A 20,095-nucleotide genomic window follows, 5' to 3' on the forward strand; every position below is an offset into this window, starting at 1 on the left:
ACCGCGGACCGGCGGCCCCGGTGATCACTTCTTCAGACCGGCGGATTCGCAGGCCTTGGCGAACTGCGGGGTGCAAATCTGACCGACCTCGTAGACCTTGTCCTTGATGATCGTGTCCTGGATGTTGTCCTTGGTCACGATCTTGGCGTCGTACAGCTGGGCGGGGACGCCCTTCTTGCTCTTGCTGTCGACCTTCTTGGGCGTGAACTCGTCGATCTTCTTGCCCTGGAGCAGGGCCACCGCGATCTCGGCCGTGGTCTCCGCCTGCGGCTTGATCGCCTTGTAGATCGTCAGCGTCTGGTCGCCCTTGATGATCCGCTGCAGACCGGCGAGTTCGGCGTCCTGGCCACCGAGCGGAACGTCCTTGACGCCCTGCTTCTTCATGGCGGTGGAGACACCGCCGGCCATGCCGTCGTTGGCGGCGTAGACGCCGTCGAAGCCGTCCTTGCCGAGCTTGGTGATGGCGGCGCCCATCTTCTTGTTCGCCTCGTCCGGCGACCAGTCCGGGATGTCCTGCTCGTAGACGACCTTCTTGACCTTGTCGTCGAGAACGCTGTGGGCGCCCTTCTTGAACAGCGGCGCGTTCGGGTCGGTCGGCGAACCGTTGATCATGACGACGTTGGCGTCCTTGGCCTTGTCGCCCAACGCCTCGACCAGGCCCTGGCCCTGCAGTTCGCCGATCCGCTCGTTGTCGTAGGAGATGTAGGCGGAGATGTCGCCCTCGGCGAGGCGGTCGTACGCGACGACCTTGACGTCCTTCTTCGCCGCGCGGTCCACCCACGACTTGGTGGCCTGGGCGTCGACGGCGTCCAGGATGATCGTCTTGACGCCCTGGGCGATGAGCGCGTCGAACTGCTTCTTCTGCAGCTCGGAGTCCTGGTTGGCGTTGTTGTACTTGACCTTGCAGTCCTTGCAGAGGGACTTGATCTTGTCCGTCATGAGGGGACGGTCGAAGGTCTCGTAACGAGTCGTCTTGTTCTCCGGCAGCAGCAGACCGATGGTCTTGTTGTCACCACCGTTGCCGTCGTCACCGCCTCCGGCCTTGCCACAGGCCGCGAGGGACACGGCCATCGATATGGCTGCCGTACCGATGACGACGCGACGCAGCTTTGCGTTCATGGGGTTCCAACCTCCCTGACGAGGCCGCGTCGTTGCGGCCGAGGTGGTCGGAAGTCAACTCCCAGGTCAGCCAGGCGTCAAGAAGTAAATCATTAACGAGACGGCAACGATGCCATCCGTTATCTCCATGAACCCAGAAGGCCACGTTGTGTATCCGCACGGATCCGGAGCGGAGGCGAAGGGCCAGCAGTTTCCGCCTGCCGCCCCGTTCGTCAGACGGACGCCGCGACGACCCCGACCGGGGCTCTGCGTTCACCGTCGACGTCGCCGGCGGTCCGTCCCGCCGGGACGGAGGCTGAGGGCTCCAGCAGCGTCGCGTCGCCCATCTCACTGAGCACCAGGGCCAGCGCCCCCAGCACCTCCGCGCGGCCGCCGAGCGTGCCCGGCACCACCGTCAACTGGCGTGCGGCGCTGGGGATCGCGTACCGCGCGACGGAGTCGCGCACGGGCCCGAGCACCACGTCGCCCGCCTCGGCGAGATCGCCGCCGATGACGACGCGGCTGGGGTTGAGCAGGTTGCAGAGGTTGGCGACGCCGCTGCCGACGTGGCGGCCGAGATCGCCGACGACCCTGCGGCACCCGGGGTCCCCCTCGCGCGCCAGCTGGACCACCCGCGCCATGGTCAGGTCGGTGCCGTGGCTGGAGTGCAGAAGTGGCAGTACGTAGCGGGCCGCTGTGAAGGTTTCAAGGCAGCCGCGGTTGCCGCAGCGGCAGACCGGGCCCGATTCGTCCAGGGTGATGTGGCCGATCTCGCCCGCCGTGCCGCCCGGGCCGCGGTAGATCTGCCCGTTGATGACGAGTCCGGCGCCGACGCCGCTGGCGACCTTGATGTACGCCAGGTCCGTCGCGCCGCGGCCGTTGCCCCACACCTGCTCGCCCAGGGCGCCGAGGTTGGCGTCGTTGTCGACGTACACCGGCACGCCGAGCCGCGAGGCCAGCTCCTCACGCGGGTGTGTGCCGCTCCAGCCAGGCAGGATGGACGTCGATCCCAGCTCACCGGTCTCCACGTCGATCGGCCCGGGGACGCCGAGCCCCACGCCGATCAGCTTCTCGCGGCTGATGCCGGTGGTGGCGATGAGTCGGTGGACGAGCTGCTCGGCCCGGTCGAAGCCCTCGTCGGCCGAGGCGTCCACGTCGATGGGCTCGGCCTCCTCGGCCAGCACCTGGTGCGCGAGGTTGCCCACGGCGACGCGCAGGTGCGAGTGCCCGAAGTCGACTCCGACGACGGCGCCCGCGTCGCCGCTCAGCGACACCGCACGCGCCCTGCGCCCGCCCGCCGAGGTGGGCGTGACCTGGACGGTTCCGCTCTCCTTGAGCTCCCGGACGATGTTGGAGACCGTCGCCGCGGACAGGCCCGTGGTGCGGGCGATCTCCGCCTGGGTGAGCGAGCCCGCCATGCGTACCGCCCGCACGACCCGCTCGAGGTTCGCCCGGTGCAGCGATGACTGCGACCCCGGAGTCTCCACCACTGATCCACTCCCGCCTCGACGGCCGACGCGACCATCGGACCCTCCGCCGTACCGAGTCTTCGGGAAACGGCATGTCTCCAACACCTGAACTCCAAGCAGAGCCCGAGCGGTTCTCTCCCGTCAAGACCTTGAACGAGGTGGGCGCTCACATGTGGGGGATTCTACGGAGTGTGAGCGGACAGCCCTCACCCGGGCACGGACCCGGCCGTCCCGCCCGTGCTGAGTGGATTACTTGACGGCGCCCCGCCGCGAAGCCCTACTTCAGCGCACCCGCTGTCAGTCCTGCCACCACCTGCCGCTGGAAGATGATGTACGCCGCCAGCACCGGCAGCATCGCCATCACGAGACCGGCGAACAGACCCGACCAGTCACCCTTGTAGCCCTGGCTGGCGGCCAGTTCGACCAGTCCCTGTGTGAGCACCCGCTGGTCGGGATCGGTGTTGAGCACCGTGGGCAGCATGTACTGGTTCCACTGCCCGAGGAAGTTGAAGATGCCCACACTGATCAGACCCGGCTTCGCCATCGGCAGCATCACCTGGAAGAACGTCCGGGTGTGCGAGGCACCGTCGATGAGCGCCGCCTCCGCCACCGAGGTCGGCAGCGAGCGGAAGAACGAGGTCAGGAAGAACGTGGTGAACGGGAGGGAGTACGCGATGTACGCCAGGATCAGGCCGTGCCGGGTGTTCAGCAGCCCGGTGTTGCTCATCACGTAGAACAGCGGCACCAGCGCCAGGATGATCGGGAAGCTCATCCCGCCGATGAACAGGAAGTAGAAGAAGCGGTTCCCGGGAAAGTCGAACCGTGCCAGCACGTACGCCACCATGCTGCCGAGGAGCATGGTGCCGACGAGTGAACCGCCCACCACCAGAATGGTGTTGAAGAAGTACTCGCTCATGTGCGCCTGGCTCCAGGCGCGCGACCAGTTGTCGAAGTTGAGCGTGGACGGCGGCGACCACGGCGAGGTGAAGATGCTCTTGTCGTCCTTGAAGGAGGTCATCACCGCCCACAGGAGCGGCATCACCACCATCACGGCCCACAGCACGAGCATTCCGTGCGAGAAGACGTTGAGCGTCTTCCCCTCCGTGCCCTTCTTGCTCTCCTCGTCGGCGGTGCCGCGCAGCGGGTCCCCGGTGAGGACGGTGCTCACCGTCTCGGTCTCACGGTCCTCGGGAAGGGTGCCGGTGCTCTTCATCAGTACTCCAGCCTCTCGCGGCGACCGAGTTTCAGTACGACGGCCGCGAAGGCCAGAGTGACCACGAGCAGCGCCACGCCGATCGTGGTGGCGTAGGCGGCCTGCCCGTCACGGAATGCCTTCAGGTACACGTACAGCGGCAGCACGGTGGTGGAGTAGGCGGGACCGCCCGGACCGGTGGTCATGATCTGCACCACCGCGAATGCCTCGGCACCCAGCGCCAGGATTCCCATGTAGATCCAGCCGGACTGCACGGTGTCCCACAGCAGGGGCAGAGTGATCCGGAAGAACGTGGTGATCCGATCGGCGCCGTCCAGCAGCGCGGCCTCATAGTAGTCACGAGGTATGGACGTCATGGCGGCAGAGAAGAGCACGACGAAGAAGCCGACCGTGCTCCAGACCATGACGGCCATCACCGCCCACAGCGCCGTTTCCGGGTCGCCCAGCCACGCCGTCTTCAGCGCGGAGAGACCCACCGCGTCCAGCGCCGCGTTGAGCGAGCCGCTGCGCGGGTTGTAGGCGAAGCGGAAGAGCAGGGCGACGATGGCGATCGACAGCACCTGCGGGAAGAAATAGACGATCTTGTAGAAGCCGGATCCGCGTACGCCGGAGACGGCGGAGTTCTTCCGCCGCCGTCCACCGACGTTGATCATGAAGGCGAAGAACAGCGCGAGGCTGATCGTCACCAGCGGCAGCAGCACAAGGAACAGCAAGCTGTGCTGGAGCGACTGCCAGAAGACCTCGTCGCTGAACAGCTTGATGTAGTTGTCGAAGCCGACCATCTTGAAGTCCGGACTCAGTCCGGTCCAGTCGGTGAACGAGTAGTAGATCGACTGGGCAAACGGCCAGATGACAAAGACCGCGTAGATCGTGAGGGGAACGATCAAGAACCCCACGATGAACCGGTACTTGCCGTGCTCCATTACTCACCGACTCCGATCCGCTGTGGCCTGCCGCCGCTGGTGACGATTGTTCAGTTGTGCTTGTAGTGCGTGATGGAGTCGTCTTCGCGCGCTTCGTCGGTGTACTTCTGGGCCTTCTTGATCGTTTCGGCCGGGGTCATGCGTCCCGCCATCATCTCGCCCAGGCAGGCCACCCCGATCTTCTCCTTCTGCAGGGCCACGTACCAGTCCTGGATGCGGGGGTTGACGATGTTCTTGCCCGCCGTGTCCAGGGCGTCCACGGCCGACTGCAGGCCCGGGGGCAGTGTCAGGCCCTCGGTGCCGCCGTCGAAGGACGTCAGCGAGGACACCTGCTTGGTGAAGTTCTTCGAGGACGCCTCACCGAGCATGATCCGCAACTGCTCCATGCCGCCTGCGGGGTTCTTTGCCTTGGCGGGCACGATGAACGGCTCGCCGCCGGAGGCCCACAGCGTGCCGAAGGGCAGCTTGTCGCCGCTGTCCAGGCCGGAGGGCGCGGCCACGCGCATCTCGAAGTCCTTCGGGGTGGTCTTCTTCGCCTCGTTCTCCACCCAGGAGCCGTTCGGGATGAACAGCGCCTTGCCCTCGTTCCACGCGGTCTGCGACTCGATGTGGTCCAGGCCCGGGGTGCCGTCGAGGATGTAGCCCTTCTTGTACAGCTCGTAGTACGCCTCGAGGGCCGCCTTCACCGCCGGCTGCTTCCAGGCGCCGGGCTCCAGGTTGTCGATGGCCTCGAGAACCTTCGGGCCGCCGATCTTGGCCATGAAGGGGTACAGGCTGAAGGGCAGGTAGTACGGGTGCTTGCCCGCGTACGTCCAGCCCGCCATGCCCTTCTTCTTCGCCTTGGCGCAGACGGCGAGCATGTCGTCCCAGTTCTCCGGGTACTCCGCGTCGAGCTTGTCGAGCGCCTTCTGTGAGTACCAGACGCCGTACACGGTGTAGGCGTAGTACATGATCCACACCGGGCTGCCGTCGAACTGGCCCATCTCGACCACGCCGGGGCGCAGGGTGTCGCGCACCTTCTTGCCCGGGTCGTCGATGGAGGGCGCGTCCAGCAGGTCCGTGAGGTCGGTGAGCTGCTTCTTGCCCACCAGGACGCCCATGTCCATCTGCTCGGCGCCCGAGTTGTCGATCAGGTCCGGCGGGGTGCCGCCGTTGAAGCGGGGCTGAAGTACGGACTGGATCTTCTGGGTCGACTTCAGCTTGGTCTTGGCCTTGGGGAAGTTCTTCTCGTAGACGGCCTGTGCGTCCTCGGCGTACTTGGTGCCGAAGCCCCCGTCGAAGATGTAGATCTCCAGCGCGGCGCTCTTGTTCACGCCGAGCGGGTTGTCCTTGGTCTTCTTGCCCTTCTCGACCTTGTTGTCCTCACCGCTTCCGCTGGCGCAGGAAGTGAGCGCTCCGACGGCGGGGACGGCTATCAGGCCGGCTGCGGCTGCCTGCTTGATCAAATTGCGGCGGTTGACGTGGTTGGATCCCATGCTCAAGTCCTCGCCTTCTCCAGGACTCAGGCGGTGTTCCGGGGTCTCCCGAGGACTCGCCCACCGGCGAACAGCCCGACACCGCGGGTCAGTTGAAGCTGAGTTGGTCTTTTTCGCTACCGCCGGGAGCGCCGCGTGCACGGGCCCTCGTGAGGTGCCGACAGGTATAGTCCACTTGCCGTCAACAGGGCAAGATCAAAACAACCCGAATGGTGAGTCTTTCCCGAGTTGAGACCTGGCGGGTTCCTGGAGGTACGGGGAAGGCCGACGGCCATGGGAACACGAAGCGGCGGGTGCCGGGGTCGTTTCCCGGCACCCGCCTGTGCCCTCGTTGCCCGCCCCTGCCCGGGGCGGGCGGCCCGGTACTACGCGCCGATCAGCGAGCGCAGTACGTACTGCATGATCCCGCCGTTGCGGTAGTAGTCGGCCTCACCAGGGGTGTCGATGCGTACGGTCGCGTCGAAAGAGACGCCCGTCTCCGTGCTGACCCCGACCGTCGCGGGGATGCCGCCGTCGTTGAGGGCGGTGATCCCGGAGAAGCTGAAGGTCTCCTCCCCGGTCAGCCCCAGCGACTCGGCGCTCTGCCCCTCGGGGAACTGGAGCGGCAGCACGCCCATGCCGATCAGGTTCGAGCGGTGGATGCGCTCGTAGGACTCGGCGATGACGACCTTGACACCCAGCAGCGCGGTGCCCTTGGCCGCCCAGTCGCGGGACGAGCCGGAGCCGTACTCCTTGCCCGCGAGAACGACCAGCGGGATGCCCTGCGACTGGTAGTTCTGCGAGGCGTCGTAGATGAAGGAGACCGGCGCGTCCTGCTGCGTGAAGTCACGGGTGTAGCCGCCTTCGGTGCCCTCCGCGATCTGGTTGCGCAGCCGGATGTTGGCGAACGTCCCGCGGATCATCACCTCGTGGTTGCCGCGCCGCGAGCCGTAGCTGTTGAAGTCGCGCCGCTCGACGCCGTGCTCCGTGAGGTACTTGCCGGCGGGGGTGTCGGCCTTGATCGCACCGGCCGGCGAGATGTGGTCGGTGGTCACCGAGTCGCCCAGCTTGGCCAGCACGCGCGCACCCGAGATGTCCTCGACCGGGGCGGGCTCGGTGCCCATGCCGTCGAAGTACGGGGGCTTGCGCACGTAGGTGGACTCCGGGTCCCACTCAAAGGTGTTCCCGGTCGGCACCGGCAGCGCCTGCCACTGGTCGTCGCCCGCGAAGACGTCGGTGTAGCCCTTCGTGTACATCTCCTGGCCGATGGCGGAGGCCACGACCTCCTCGACCTCCTGCTCGGAGGGCCACAGGTCGGCGAGGTGTACGGGGTTGCCGTCCTGGTCGGTGCCGAGCGGCTCGGTGGTGATGTCCACCTTCATCGAGCCGGCGATGGCATAGGCGACGACGAGCGGCGGGGACGCGAGGTAGTTCATCTTCACGTCCGGGTTGATCCGGCCCTCGAAGTTCCGGTTTCCGGAGAGGACGGACACCACGGCGAGGTCGTTGTCGTTGACGGCCTGCGAGATCTCTTCCGGCAGCGGGCCGGAGTTGCCGATGCAGGTCGTGCAGCCGTAGCCGACGAGGTTGAAGCCGAGCTTGTCCAGGTACGGGGTGAGGCCCGCGCGGTCGTAGTAGTCCATGACGACCTGGGAGCCCGGGGCCAGGGTGGTCTTGACCCACGGCTTGCGGGTGAGGCCCTTCTCGACCGCCTTCTTGGCCACCAGTGCGGCGCCCACCATCACGTACGGATTGGAGGTGTTGGTGCAGGAGGTGATCGCGGCGACCGCGACGGCGCCGTGGTCGATCTCGTACGAGTTGCCGTCCGGGCCGGTGACCTGCACGCGCTTGGTGGGGCCGCTGTCCGCGTCCGCGCCGATGGTGGCGTGCTGCGGCTTGCCGCTGCCGTTCTCCAGGTGGCCGTAGGCAGGAGCGTCGCTCGCCGGGAAGGACTCGGAGCTCGCCTCGTCGACGGGGGACGCCGAGGTCTTCGGGGCCCCGCCCGCGGCGGTGCCGGCGTCCGCGACGTAGTTCGGCAGGTCCGCCAGGAACTGCTGCTTCGCCCCGGAGAGCGCGATGCGGTCCTGCGGGCGCTTGGGGCCGGCGATCGACGGCACGACGCTGGCGAGGTCCAGTTCCAGGTACTCGCTGTACTCGGGCTCGTGCGCCGGGTCGTGCCACATGCCCTGCTCCTTGGCGTACGCCTCGACGAGCTGGAGCTGTGCATCCGAACGGCCGGTGAGCTTCAGGTAGTTGATGGTCTCCCCGTCGATCGGGAAGATCGCGGCGGTGGAGCCGAACTCCGGTGACATGTTGCCGATCGTCGCGCGGTTGGCCAGCGGCACGGCGCCGACGCCCTCGCCGTAGAACTCGACGAACTTCCCGACCACCCCGTGCTGGCGCAGCATCTCGGTGATCGTGAGGACGAGGTCGGTGGCGGTGGTGCCCGTCGGCAGCGAGCCCGTCAGCTTGAAGCCCACGACGCGCGGGATCAGCATCGAGACGGGCTGGCCGAGCATGGCCGCCTCCGCCTCGATGCCGCCGACGCCCCAGCCGAGCACGCCGAGGCCGTTGACCATGGTCGTGTGCGAGTCGGTGCCCACGAGGGTGTCGGGGTAGGCCTGGCCGCCTCGCACCATGACCGTACGGGCGAGGTGCTCGATGTTGACCTGGTGGACGATGCCGGTGCCGGGCGGGACGACCTTGAACTCGTCGAAGGCGGTCTGGCCCCAGCGCAGGAACTGGTAGCGCTCGCGGTTGCGCCCGTACTCCAGCTCGACGTTCTGGGCGAAGGCGTTGGCCGTGCCGAACTTGTCGGCGATCACGGAGTGGTCGATGACCAGCTCGGCGGGGGCGAGGGGGTTGATGCGGTCCGCGTCGCCACCCAGCTCCTTGACGGCCTCACGCATGGTCGCGAGGTCCACCACGCAGGGCACACCCGTGAAGTCCTGCATGATCACGCGTGCGGGCGTGAACTGGATCTCCTGGCTGGGCTTGGCGTTCGGGTCCCACCCGCCCACGGCGCGGATGTGGTCGGCGGTGATGTTTGCGCCGTCCTCGGTGCGGAGGAGGTTCTCCAGCAGGACCTTCAGGCTGTACGGGAGGCGCGCGGAGCCCTCCACCTTGTCCAGCTTGAAGATCTCATACGACTCGTCGCCCACCTGCAGCGTGCTGCGGGCGTCGAAGCTGTTCGCCGACACGACAGTCTCCTTCAGTGCGTTGGCATCCGTCCCCTGGCCCTGCGACCGGAGACCCCTCAGCGGGCGAAGCTTGTGGGCAAGCGGCGGGCGTGCCGTGCAAGCCTTGCTCGGCTGCGGTCGAATGTGGTGCGCGTGCTCATGCTGTGCGCACTCCGGCAAGTTATCTCGATGTCGAGATAACTCTAGTACACGAGCGCCGCAGGGTCATGCGGGGTGCGGGAAGCGATTGCCGCCACGCCCGGGGCGTACACGGGATTCCGCGATCCGGGAGTCCGCGCCGGAGACCGGCCGGCACCCGGCACTGCGCTCCGTACCGGGCCGACCTCACGCCGTACTGCACCGCACGTCAACCGCACGGATACATCCTCGGTGCGAAGACATCTCACATGTGAGATATTCTCAACGCATGACTGATGACTACCTGGCCCGCATCGGGCAACTCATTCGCGACGCCCGGCAGCACCGGGGCTGGACACAAGTGAAGCTCGCCGAAGCCCTGGGCACGAGCCAAAGCGCGGTGAACCGGATCGAGCGGGGAAACCAGAACATCAGTCTTGAGATGATCGCGCGCATCTCCGAGGCGCTCGACAGCGAGATCGTCTCGCTCGGCTACTCCGGCCCCATGCACCTGCGCGTCGTCGGCGGGCGCCGCCTGTCCGGCAGCATCGACGTCAAGACGAGCAAGAACGCGTGCGTCGCCCTGCTGTGCGCCTCGCTGCTCAACTCCGGACGTACGGTGCTGCGCCGGGTCGCCAGGATCGAAGAGGTCTTCCGCATCCTCGAGGTGCTCTCCTCCATCGGCGTCCGCGCCCGGTGGATCAACGACGGCGCCGATCTGGAGATCGTGCCCCCCGCGGAGCTGGACCTGGAGGCCATCGACGCGGACGCCGCGCGCCGCACCCGCAGCATCATCATGTTCCTCGGTCCGCTGCTGCACCGCGTGGACCAGTTCCGCATCCCGTACGCGGGCGGCTGTGACCTCGGCACGCGGACCGTCCAGCCTCACATGATCGCCCTGCGCCGGTTCGGTCTGGAGATCACGGCGACCGAGGGCCTGTACCACGCGGTGGTGGAGAGCTCCGTCACGCCCGGGGGGCCCATCGTGCTGACCGAGCGCGGTGACACCGTCACCGAGAACGCTCTGCTGGCCGCGGCCCGGCACGAGGGCGTCACGGTGATCCGCAACGCCTCCTCCAACTACATGGTCCAGGACCTGTGCTTCTTCCTGGAACAGCTCGGCGTCACGGTCGAGGGCATCGGCACGACGACGCTGACGGTGCACGGTGTGGCGGAGATCGACGTCGACGTCGACTACTCCCCCTCCGAGGACCCGGTGGAGGCGATGAGCCTGCTGGCGGCCGCGGTCGTCACCGGATCCGAACTGACCGTCTGCCGGGTACCGGTGGAGTTCCTGGAGATTGAACTCGCGGTGCTGGACGAGATGGGCCTCGACACCGACCGCAGCCCGGAGTATGCGGCGGACAACGGCCGTACGCGCCTGGTCGACCTGACCGTGCGCCCCTCCAAGCTGGAGGCGCCGGCGGACAAGATCCACCCGATGCCCTTCCCGGGCATCAACATCGACAACGTCCCGTTCTTCGCCGCGATCGCCGCCGTCGCGGAGGGGCAGACGCTCATCCACGACTGGGTCTACGACAACCGCGCCATCTACCTCACCGACCTGAACCGCCTCGGCGGGCGCCTCCAACTCCTCGACCCGCACCGGGTCCTGGTCGAGGGCCCGACACGGTGGCGTGCGGCGGAGATGATGTGCCCGCCCGCGCTGCGGCCGGCGGTCGTCGTGCTGCTGGGGATGCTGGCGGCGGAGGGGACCTCCGTGCTGCGCAACGTCTATGTGATCAACCGCGGTTACGAGGACCTCGCCGAGCGGCTCAACGAAGTCGGCGCGCAGATCGAGACGTTCCGCGACATCTGAGCGACGGATGTCGCCGAGTGACGTGGGCGCGGGTGGCGAGGTCGTCGTCCCGGGCCAAGGGCCGCTGTGGATAGAACACCTGACCACCTGACCCGCCGTGGCAGCCCCGCAGACGTGCGGCGCGGCACGCCGGGTTGTCGACGACCCCGCCCGCATCGCTCATGCGGTCAGGTCCCCGGCGTCAGGCGTTCGCGGATTTCGCGCGCCGCCTGTCGTGTCTGCCCGCCGAGTTCCGCGAACCGGGATTCGGGAACGCGGTCCTGCGGACCCCAGACGCTGATGACGGCGATGGGATGGTCGCCCGCGTCGAGCACGGGGGCGGCGACCCCGTACAGCTGGGGTTCGAGTTCGCCGACGCTGACGCTGTAGCCCTGCGTGCGGACCTCGGCGAGTTCGGCGTGCAGGGCTTGCCTGTCGGTGTGAGTGGTCTCGGTGTACTCGGCCAGCGGGCCGGACAGCAGGGCGTCGACTTCCCCCGGCGTCTGCCAGGCCAGCAGCGCCTTGCCGGCAGACGTGGCGTGGATCGGGACCTGCCGGCCGAGCCAGCGCGCGCTGAGCACCGCGGACGGGACCACCTCGTCGACGTATGTGAGGCCGAGCCGCTGTGCCACTGCGAGGTTCGCCGTTTCGCCGGTGTCCCGGCAAAGCCGCTGCAGTACGTCGTGCGAGCGGCGGATCAGTCCTTCGACGCTCGCGCTCGAGGCCATGCGGCTGATCGCCGAACCGATGGTGTAGCGGTTGCCGGCCGGATCCCGCTCGACCATCGCGTGATGTTCCAGGGTGGCCAACAGCCGCCACGCAGTAGCCCGATTGAGGCCGCATTCGGTGGCGAGTTCGGCGACAGGGCGGCCGTCTGGGGCGCTCGCCGACACGGCGTTGAGCAGGGCGATGGCCCGCTCCAGTGCCTGTACCCGGCCTCCGTACGGGCGTGTCCCGTCCTGTTCTGCGCCGTCGGCGACCGAGGCGTGCGCCGCGTCCATTTTCCATTGCCTCCGCTGTCTTGGTCTGCCGGGGAAGCGTAGTCGTCCACCTCACCCGGGCCGTACGGGCGGTCGGGACCCTTGACGAGCCGGAAACCCCACTCGTAGCGTCGCACATTACGAACGCACACCGCATTATGTGCGATGCAGCGATGATCTCAGGGTGGGCAGATGGCAGAGAGCAGGGCACACGTGGTCACCCCGTACGAGGGGAGGGGCCACCGGCCATGGGACGACGAGGCGCCCGTACCGGCGCCCCTGGCGCTGCACAGCACTCCGGTTCGGCCGGAGTGGGTGGACTACAACGGGCACATGAGCGAGTCGTGCTACTTGCTCGTCTTCGGTGACGACTCCGACGCCTTCTTCCGCTTCCTCGGCATCGACGAGGAGTACCGGGCGAACGGCGCGTCGCTCTACACGGTCGAGACACACCTGCACAACAAGCGCGAGGTCGCCGAGGGGGAACCACTCCGGCTCACACTGCGGCTGCTCGACCACGACACCAAGCGCGTGCACCTGTTCCACGAGATGCGGCACGGCACCGACGGCACCCTGCTGGCGACCGCCGAACAGATGCTGCTGCACGTCGACACGGAGCGAGGGCGAGCTCACCCGCTCCCCCGCGAGCTGCTGCGCCGACTCGGCGTGATCCAGGCCGCGCACGACGCCTTGCCGGTTCCCGACGCGGTCGGCAGGCCCATGGGCATACCCGGCGACCACAGCCGGACCAGGTGAGGGGGGAAGGCCATGGAGTTCGCGCTCACCGACGAGCAGCGCATGATCGTGGACACGGTCGGCAAGTTCGTGACGGCCGAACTGGACCCGCACGCCGACGAGGTCGAAAAGCTCGACGACGTGCCGCCCGAACTGGCCCGCACCATCCGGGAGAAGGCGATCGGTGCCGGGTTGTACGCGGCGAACATGCCTGAGGAGATCGGCGGTGGAGGGCTCGACGCCGTCAGCATGACCCTCGTCGAACGCGAACTGGGCAAGACCAGTTTCGCCCTCCAGATGCTCGTCGCCCGCCCCAGCAACATTCTCGAAGCGTGTGAGGGCGAGCAGCGCACCCGCTACCTCCTCCCCGCGGTCCGCGGGGAGCGGCACGACTGCCTCGCGATGACCGAGCCGGGTGCCGGCTCCGACGTGCGCTCGATGCGGACCCGGGCCGTACGCGGCGAGAGCGCAACCCGCGATGGCAGGGGCGGTGACTACGTGCTGAACGGCACGAAGCACTTCATCTCGCACGCCGACATGGCCGACTTCGCGATCGTGTTCGCAGCCACCGGCACCGAGGAGACACCACGCGGCACGAAGAACCTCATAACCGCCTTCCTGGTGGACCTCGACGCGCCCGGCGTCGAGGTGCGGCGCGGCTCGGAGTGCGTGTCGCATCGCGGTTACCACCAGTGCGAACTGACCTTCACCGACGTCCGGCTCCGTGTGGCGCAGCGGCTGGGCGAGGAGGGCCGCGGCTTCGCGCTGATGGGGCAGTGGCTCGGCGCCAGCCGTCTCCAGGTCGCGGCCACCAGCATCGGCCGAGCTCGCCGCGTCCTCGACCTCACCCTCGACTGGGCCGCAGAACGCGAACAGTTCGGGCAGCCCATCGGCCGGTTCCAGGGTGTGAGCTTCCCGATCGCAGACATGGCAACCGAACTGGAGGCCGCCGAACTGCTGACCCTGCGCGCCGCCTGGAAGCAGGATCAGGGCACCATGACCGACCGCGACGCGGCGATGGCCAAGCTGTACGCCTCGGAGGCGCTGGGCCGCATCACCGACCAGGCCCTCCAGACCTTCGGCGGCATGGGGCTCATGACCGAACTGCCCATCGAGCGCTACTGGCGCGACGCCCGCGTCGAACGCATCTGGGACGGCACGAGCGAGATCCAGCGGCACATCATCTCCCGCTCCCTGCTGCGTCCGATGGGTGCCTGATGGCGGGCGCCCATCACCTGGAGCGTCTGCTGTCTCCCCGTCACATCGCTCTGTACGGCGGTGAGTCGGCGGCGGAGGCCATACGCCAGAGTCGCGCCGTCGGATACGAGGGCGAGCTGTGGCCCGTCCACCCGCGACGGGGACACATCGAGGGCCTGCCCTGCCACCGCAGCACGGCCGAGCTCCCCACAGCACCGGACGCTGCTTTCCTCGCCGTCCCCGGAGAGACCACGGTGGAAATCCTCGCGGAACTGGCAGGACGCGGTGCGGGTGGGGCCGTGTGCCACGCGTCCGGCTTCGCCGAGGACGGGCCGCGCGGCGCCGCGCTGGAGGACGCGCTACGTGCCGCGGCGGGTGACATGCCGGTGATCGGCCCCAACTGCATCGGTGTCCTCAACTACCTGGACGGTACGGCTCTTTGGGCAGACCAGCACGGCGGAACCCGCACCAACAGCGGCGTCGCCGTGATCACCCAGAGCGGCAACATCGGCCAGAACCTCACGATGCAGCGCCGCGCCCTCCCCGTCGCGTACGTGATCACCTCGGGGAACGGCGCGGTCACGGGGACGCCGCAGCTGATCGAGGCTTTGCTGGAAGATCCGCGGGTGACCGCCATCGGGCTGCACCTGGAAGGGATCGCGGACGCCGCCGCGTTCGCCCGCGCCGCGCTGTCCGCGCTGCGGCGTGGGGTGCCCGTCGTGGCGCTGAAGACGGGCAGTTCGGAGCTGGGCGCGCAGACCACCATGAGTCACACCAGCTCTCTCGCCGGACCGGACGTGCTGTGCGACGCACTGTTCCGGCGCACAGGCGTCGCACGGGTGGAGGAGATCGGCACCTTCGTGGAGACGCTGAAGCTGCTGCACGCCCACGGACCGCTGAGCGCTGATCCGGACCCGGCGGCGCCTGCCCGGATCACCTCGGCCAGCTGCTCGGGCGGCGAGGCCGCCCTGCTCGCCGACACCGCACAGCGGCACGGAGTCGAACTCCCGCCCCTACCCGAGCAGTCGGCGGTACGGCTGCGCGAAGTCCTCGGCGAACAGGTGCAGGTACGCAACCCGCTCGACTATCACACCTACATCTGGGGAGATTTCACCGCACAGCGGGAGTGCTTCACCGCACTCCTCGGGACGGACTGCGACGCGAACCTTCTGCTGCTCGACATGCCACGCGCCGACAGGTGCGAGGACGACGCCTGGACCACCACGCTGGACGCCTACGTGGCGGCGCAGCGCCGAACCGGCGCTCCGGCGTGCGTCGTCGGCTCGCTCCCCGAAGGGCTGCCCGAACCGGTCGCGCACCGGCTGCTGTCGGAGGGCATCGCTCCGCTCCAGGGGCTGGCGGACGGCGTACGGGCTATCGCCGCGGCCCGGCGGATCGGCGCCGCCCAGCACTCGGCCGACCGGGTGCTGCCACGCGGTCCGGCACCTCAACAGGTCGCCCGACGAGGCGAGTTGCTGACCGAGGACGCGGGGAAGCGCGCGCTGGCCGAGTACGGCCTGCTCGTCCCGGACAGCGCCGTGACGGCCTCGGACGGGGCCGCGCCTGCGGCTCGCGGTCTGGGTTTCCCTGTCGTCGCCAAGGCTCTCGCCGCCGGCTTGGCGCACAAGAGCGAGGCCGGCGGCGTGCGTCTGGGGTTGACCGGTGAGGCGGAAGTGGAGGAGGCCGTCTCAGCCATGGCGGAGCTCGCCGACCGGTTCCTGATCGAACGAATGGTGCAGGACGCAGTCGGCGAACTTCTCGTCGGCGTGCACCACGACCCGGTTTTCGGGCCCGCGCTGACCTTGGGAGCGGGCGGCGTACTGGTGGAACTGGTCCGGGACACCACCACATTGCTGCTGCCCACCACGCGTGAGGAGATCGAAGCGGCGATGTCCTCCCTGCGCATGTGGCCGCTGCTGCGCGGCTTCCGGGGCCGGCCCGCGGGCGACGTCCGGGCTGCCGCCGACGCGGTCGAGGCCGTCGCCGCCTACGTACAGGACCACCCCGAGGTCACCGAACTGGACGTCAACCCGCTGCTGGTGCTGCCCGAGGGCCGGGGCGCGGTCGCCGTGGACGTACTGATCAGGCGCCTCGCGCCACCTCGGAACGACCGGAAACACGGGAATGACGGAGAGGAGCACCATGGACCCCGTACGACTGGACGTAAACGACGACGTGCTGGTGATCACGCTGGACCGGCCCAAAGCCAACGCCATTGACTCCGCCACGAGCCACGCCCTGTACGAGGCTTTCGACCGGCTGCGCACGGACGGCACGCTGCGGGCCGCAGTGGTCACCGGGGCAGGGGAGCGGTTCTTCTCCGCGGGCTGGGACCTGAAGGCCGCGGCCGGAGGCGAAGCAATAGACGCCGACCACGGTCCCGGCGGATTCGCCGGACTGACCGAGCTCTTCGACCTGGACAAGCCCGTGATTGCCGCCGTGAACGGACTCGCGCTGGGCGGCGGTTTCGAACTCGCCCTCGCCGCGGACCTGATTGTGGCCGATGCCCACGCGGAATTCGCCCTCCCCGAGGTGAAGGTCGGCCTGATCGCCGACTCCGGAGGATCACTGCGGCTGCCCCGCAGGGTGCCGCGCGCCGTGGCAACGGAGCTGCTTCTGACCGGCCGGCGGCTGGGCGCGGCCGAAGCCGCACGATGGGGTCTGGTCAACCAGGTCGCCGAACGTCCCTCCGCCGCACTTGAGATGGCGCTCGGCCTGGCACACACCATCCGGGAGGGTGCACCGCTTGCGATTGCGGCCGTGAAGGAGGTGCTGCGCGCGACGGAGCAGTTGGGGATCGAGGACGCCTACACCCGGATGCGCGGGACCGACATGAACCGCTACCGGGCCATGTTGACCTCCGAGGACGCGCAGGAGGGGCCCCGGGCCTTTGCGGAGAAGCGCGCGCCAAGGTGGAACCACCGTTGAACACCCCTGGCAGACCACGAACGCGGTATGCACCGCTCCCGGATGCCGCACCAAGTGCCGTCGCCAGCAACGCCGAACTTCAACCGGCCTGGTCACGGTGTTGACTGGTCTCTCCGCGGCATCTGTTCGCATCGCGCGTCGGCCGGTTCCGGCTCACACGGCCGAGGGCCGGGCGCGGTCCTGCGGCGCCCTGGGGTGCGTGTCCTGTTCGGCGAGGACGGAGTCGTCGTGCGTGCGGGCACCTGGCAGCCGGTGACGGGCGGCTATCAGCGCCGCGTCGACGTCGTTGGTGCCCGTGGCGATGCAGAGGTTGTACTCGACGTCGTCGAGGCGCCGCCGGGCTTCGGGACCGCCTTCCTCCGCGTTGACTGCGTGGAGAGTCTCGTACTGCTGGAGCAGCTTGTTCAGGACTGCGGTGTGTGCCATCAGCATGACCGGCCTCCATGGATTGCTTTCCGGATCCAGCTGCACGGCAGACAACCGCGCACTGCCCGTTGGCCGTTCACGGGTACCCCTTCGTCCGGATCGATGCGTCGGCGGAAGCGGACAGCCGCCTCGTCACGGGATCTCCACGTCCGCGATGCTTCCCGGCCTTCCGGGACCCGCCGATTCGCGGAGGAAAGACGCACGGTCCGCACCGGTCGGCACGTCCTGCCGGCCGGTGCGGACCCGTGCTGTGCCTGCTCGTCGGGCTCAGACGTGGTCGCGTGGAATCGTCCAGTTCCAATTCCGGGAGCGCACCCTGCGGTTGCCCTCGTAGGCGTCCAACCTGGCGTGCAGATAGAAGTTCGACGCGTCGGAGGTGAGTACTGTGCGGGTCGTGGCGGAGACGTCCCAGTCGCCGCGGGCGAATCCCATGACCCAGTCGATCTCGCCCTTCACGGAGTCGAAGTCGTCTCCGGTCCAGCTGTAGCGCTCGTTGGTCCGGCAGGTCACCTCCAGATCGATGTCCTCCATGTACGTCACACCGAGGTCCTTGACCACCTCCAGCGCCGAGCGGTAGTCGACGAGGTCGCGCGAGACCGTCCAGCGCTGCTCGCCGGGACGGATCGTCTCGCTCGGCAGGGGCGGGGCTCCCTCGGGCTCTCCGAACAGCGGCGTGGGCAGCTCGTCGGGCTCCCTGATCGGGCGGATCGGCAGCTCGAGTTCGCTCTCCTCCGGGTGCACCGTCAGACGCACCGGCTCGGGCGGCGGCCATGCCAACGGCCAGTACGACGTGGACAGCGCGAGCCGGATGCGGTGTCCCGCCGGGAAGGCCTGCGCCACGCCGTTGAGCTGGATCCGCACCGGGTAGCGCTCACCGGGTTCGAGGGGTTCGGGCTCGGCATGCCCGTTCCGGTGAGTGAGGTTGAGCAGCCCGTATGTCGCCCGGGTGGCGCGTCCGTCCGGTGCCACATCGGAGAGCCGGACCGCCACCATCGCAACGGGACGGTCCACCTCCAGCGTCGCGTGCAGCACCGGTGCGCCGAGGATCTCGCAGCGTTCGGCCAGCGGCTCGGTCTCGAAGACCAGCGAACCGCCGTCCTCCTCCCGCTGGTCGTAGGGCAGGTCCGGCGGCGCGTTGTACGAGCACCACTTCCCGGCGAACTGGCCCACCGACAGCGGCGATTCCACGTACAGCGGGGGTGATTCGAGTTTCTCGTCGGCACGCCCGATCCGGCCGTCGCCCAGGGGGTGCCGGACCCGCTCGACGTGCGGCGAGAGCCACTCCGGCTCCCCCACCCAGCGGCCCGGACGCTCTTCGTACGCGGTGGACGGCGGCATGCTCTCCTGCATCCACGTGCACAGCATGGGCTCGTCCATCACGCCGTTGTCCTCGTCCTTGAGCCAGCGGTCCCACCAGCGGACGAGTTCCCGCAGGAAGTTGATGGCAGGGCCCGGGACGCCGAGGTGGGGGTACTTGTGCGACCACGGCCCGATCAGTCCCTTGCGGGGCACGTCGAGGTGTTCCAGCACGCGGAAGACGGCGTTGGAGTAGCCGTCGGCCCAGCCGCTGACGGCGAGCACGGGGCAATCGATGTCGGAGTAGTCCTCGCACACGGAGCCGTGGCGCCAGTATTCGTCGCGCCGCTGGTGGGTGAGCCACTCGGCGATCCACGGCTCCATGCCGTCGAGCCGCTCGAACCACATGTCGCGCCACCGGGAACCGACGAGTTCGGGGTCGGGCGGGCACGAGGTGTGGGCGAACATCGTCGAGGCCCACGAGAGGTTGTCGCTCAGCAGACATCCGCCCATGTAGTGCACGTCGTCGGCGTAGCGGTCGTCGCTGAAGCTGAGCGCGGCGACGGCGCCGAGACCGCGGGGGCGACGCGCGGCGAGCTGGAGGGCGTTGAAGCCGCCCCAGGAGATGCCCATCATTCCGGTCCGGCCGTTGCACCAGGGCTGATCGGCCATCCACTCGAGGACGTCTTCGCCGTCACAGAATTCCTGTTCCAGGTACTCGTCGGCGAGCAGGCCCTCGGAGTCGCCGCTGCCGCGCAGATCCACGCGTACGCAGGCATAACCGTGGGCGGCGATGTAGGGGTGGTTGACCGAGTCGCGCAGCGCGGTCAGGTCGCGCTTGCGGTACGGGATGAACTCGAGAATCGCCGGAACCGGCTCCGTGTCGGAGGCGACCGGCCGCCAGATGCGCCCGGCCAGCCGCGTCCCGTCCCGCATGGGGAGCCAGACGTGCTCCTCCTCCTTGACCGTGTTCGGCCCGGAGTTGACCTCCTTCATTGCAGAAGCCCGCATTCGGCTCTCCTACTCGTCGCATTCGAACGGCATCGCTTCCGGACGGCGCAGGTACGTCCTCCGAACTCGGCCCCGCCCTCTTCGACGACGTCGACGGGCGCGTCCGCCATCTCCTTCTCGGTGCGGGAGATGTCCCGAGAGCCGGGAGACCGGCGCACGTGGAAGCAGTGCGCCGCCGGACGGGGAAGATCGTTCAGGAACTCCCGGCTGCGCCCGTCGAGTCCGGGCACAGAGGACGTCTCCGGCTGGC

The 20,095-nt window shown here is 68.3% G+C and carries 14 protein-coding genes; 5 read left to right on the forward strand and 9 right to left on the reverse strand.

All coding sequences use genetic code 11. The features are described 5' to 3' along the window. Positions 1–24: 24 nt before the first annotated feature. The 6 genes from I004_RS0124390 to I004_RS0124415 form a co-directional block, all read right to left on the reverse strand. Positions 25–1,119, reverse strand: a complete 1,095-nt coding sequence (locus I004_RS0124390; protein ID WP_028437643.1) for a substrate-binding domain-containing protein — start codon at positions 1,117–1,119, stop codon at positions 25–27. A 212-nt stretch (positions 1,120–1,331) separates the two neighbouring features. Then, positions 1,332–2,585 carry an ROK family transcriptional regulator gene (locus I004_RS35815; RefSeq protein ID WP_051345402.1) on the reverse strand — a complete coding sequence of 418 codons (1,254 nt, stop codon included), beginning with the start codon at positions 2,583–2,585 and terminating at the stop codon, positions 1,332–1,334. Between the two features lie 259 nt (positions 2,586–2,844). Next, the gene (locus I004_RS0124400; protein WP_028437644.1) at positions 2,845–3,780 is read right to left on the reverse strand and encodes a carbohydrate ABC transporter permease; all 936 of its coding nucleotides are present in this window, start codon (positions 3,778–3,780) and stop codon (positions 2,845–2,847) included. Continuing rightward, positions 3,780–4,703 carry a carbohydrate ABC transporter permease gene (locus I004_RS0124405; protein WP_028437645.1) on the reverse strand — a complete coding sequence of 308 codons (924 nt, stop codon included), beginning with the start codon at positions 4,701–4,703 and terminating at the stop codon, positions 3,780–3,782. The genes I004_RS0124400 and I004_RS0124405 overlap by 1 nt, the downstream gene beginning before the upstream one ends. A 50-nt stretch (positions 4,704–4,753) precedes the next feature. Next, positions 4,754–6,178 (reverse strand): N-acetylglucosamine/diacetylchitobiose ABC transporter substrate-binding protein, encoded by a 1,425-nt coding sequence (gene ngcE, locus I004_RS0124410; RefSeq protein WP_028437646.1) that lies wholly within the window; start codon positions 6,176–6,178, stop codon positions 4,754–4,756. 365 nt (positions 6,179–6,543) lie between these two features. Further along, positions 6,544–9,357 carry an aconitate hydratase gene (locus tag I004_RS0124415; RefSeq protein ID WP_028437647.1) on the reverse strand — a complete coding sequence of 938 codons (2,814 nt, stop codon included), beginning with the start codon at positions 9,355–9,357 and terminating at the stop codon, positions 6,544–6,546. A 406-nt stretch (positions 9,358–9,763) separates the two neighbouring features. Here I004_RS0124415 and I004_RS0124420 point away from each other — a divergent pair, with 406 nt between their 5' ends. Next, positions 9,764–11,293 (forward strand): UDP-N-acetylglucosamine 1-carboxyvinyltransferase, encoded by a 1,530-nt coding sequence (locus tag I004_RS0124420; protein WP_028437648.1) that lies wholly within the window; start codon positions 9,764–9,766, stop codon positions 11,291–11,293. A gap of 167 nt (positions 11,294–11,460) precedes the next feature. Here I004_RS0124420 and I004_RS0124425 read toward each other — a convergent pair whose 3' ends face one another. After that, a complete protein-coding gene (locus tag I004_RS0124425; RefSeq protein WP_028437649.1) occupies positions 11,461–12,273 on the reverse strand; it encodes an IclR family transcriptional regulator in 813 nt (270 codons plus the stop codon). 171 nt (positions 12,274–12,444) lie between these two features. Between I004_RS0124425 and I004_RS0124430 the strand changes: the two genes are divergently transcribed. The 4 genes from I004_RS0124430 to I004_RS0124445 are packed head-to-tail and all read left to right on the forward strand — an operon-like array spanning position 12,445 to position 17,112. After that, positions 12,445–13,008 carry a thioesterase family protein gene (locus I004_RS0124430; RefSeq protein ID WP_028437650.1) on the forward strand — a complete coding sequence of 188 codons (564 nt, stop codon included), beginning with the start codon at positions 12,445–12,447 and terminating at the stop codon, positions 13,006–13,008. A 12-nt stretch (positions 13,009–13,020) separates the two neighbouring features. Beyond that, a complete protein-coding gene (locus tag I004_RS0124435; RefSeq protein ID WP_028437651.1) occupies positions 13,021–14,205 on the forward strand; it encodes an acyl-CoA dehydrogenase family protein in 1,185 nt (394 codons plus the stop codon). Further along, on the forward strand, positions 14,205–16,403 hold the full coding sequence (locus I004_RS35820) for an acetate--CoA ligase family protein (protein WP_078511760.1): 2,199 nt from the start codon (positions 14,205–14,207) through the stop codon (positions 16,401–16,403). Before I004_RS0124435 ends, I004_RS35820 begins: the two co-directional genes overlap by 1 nt. Next, positions 16,327–17,112, forward strand: a complete 786-nt coding sequence (locus I004_RS0124445; protein WP_028437652.1) for an enoyl-CoA hydratase-related protein — start codon at positions 16,327–16,329, stop codon at positions 17,110–17,112. The genes I004_RS35820 and I004_RS0124445 overlap by 77 nt, the downstream gene beginning before the upstream one ends. A gap of 153 nt (positions 17,113–17,265) precedes the next feature. Here the strand turns inward: I004_RS0124445 and I004_RS35825 are convergent, their stop codons facing one another. Next, positions 17,266–17,544 carry a DUF5133 domain-containing protein gene (locus I004_RS35825; protein ID WP_051345385.1) on the reverse strand — a complete coding sequence of 93 codons (279 nt, stop codon included), beginning with the start codon at positions 17,542–17,544 and terminating at the stop codon, positions 17,266–17,268. Positions 17,545–17,805: 261 nt separating this feature from the next. Further along, positions 17,806–19,830 (reverse strand): CocE/NonD family hydrolase, encoded by a 2,025-nt coding sequence (locus tag I004_RS0124455; protein WP_028437653.1) that lies wholly within the window; start codon positions 19,828–19,830, stop codon positions 17,806–17,808. Between the last annotated feature and the right edge of the window lie 265 nt (positions 19,831–20,095).

It is taken from the genome of Streptomyces sp. TAA486 (assembly GCF_000426165.1).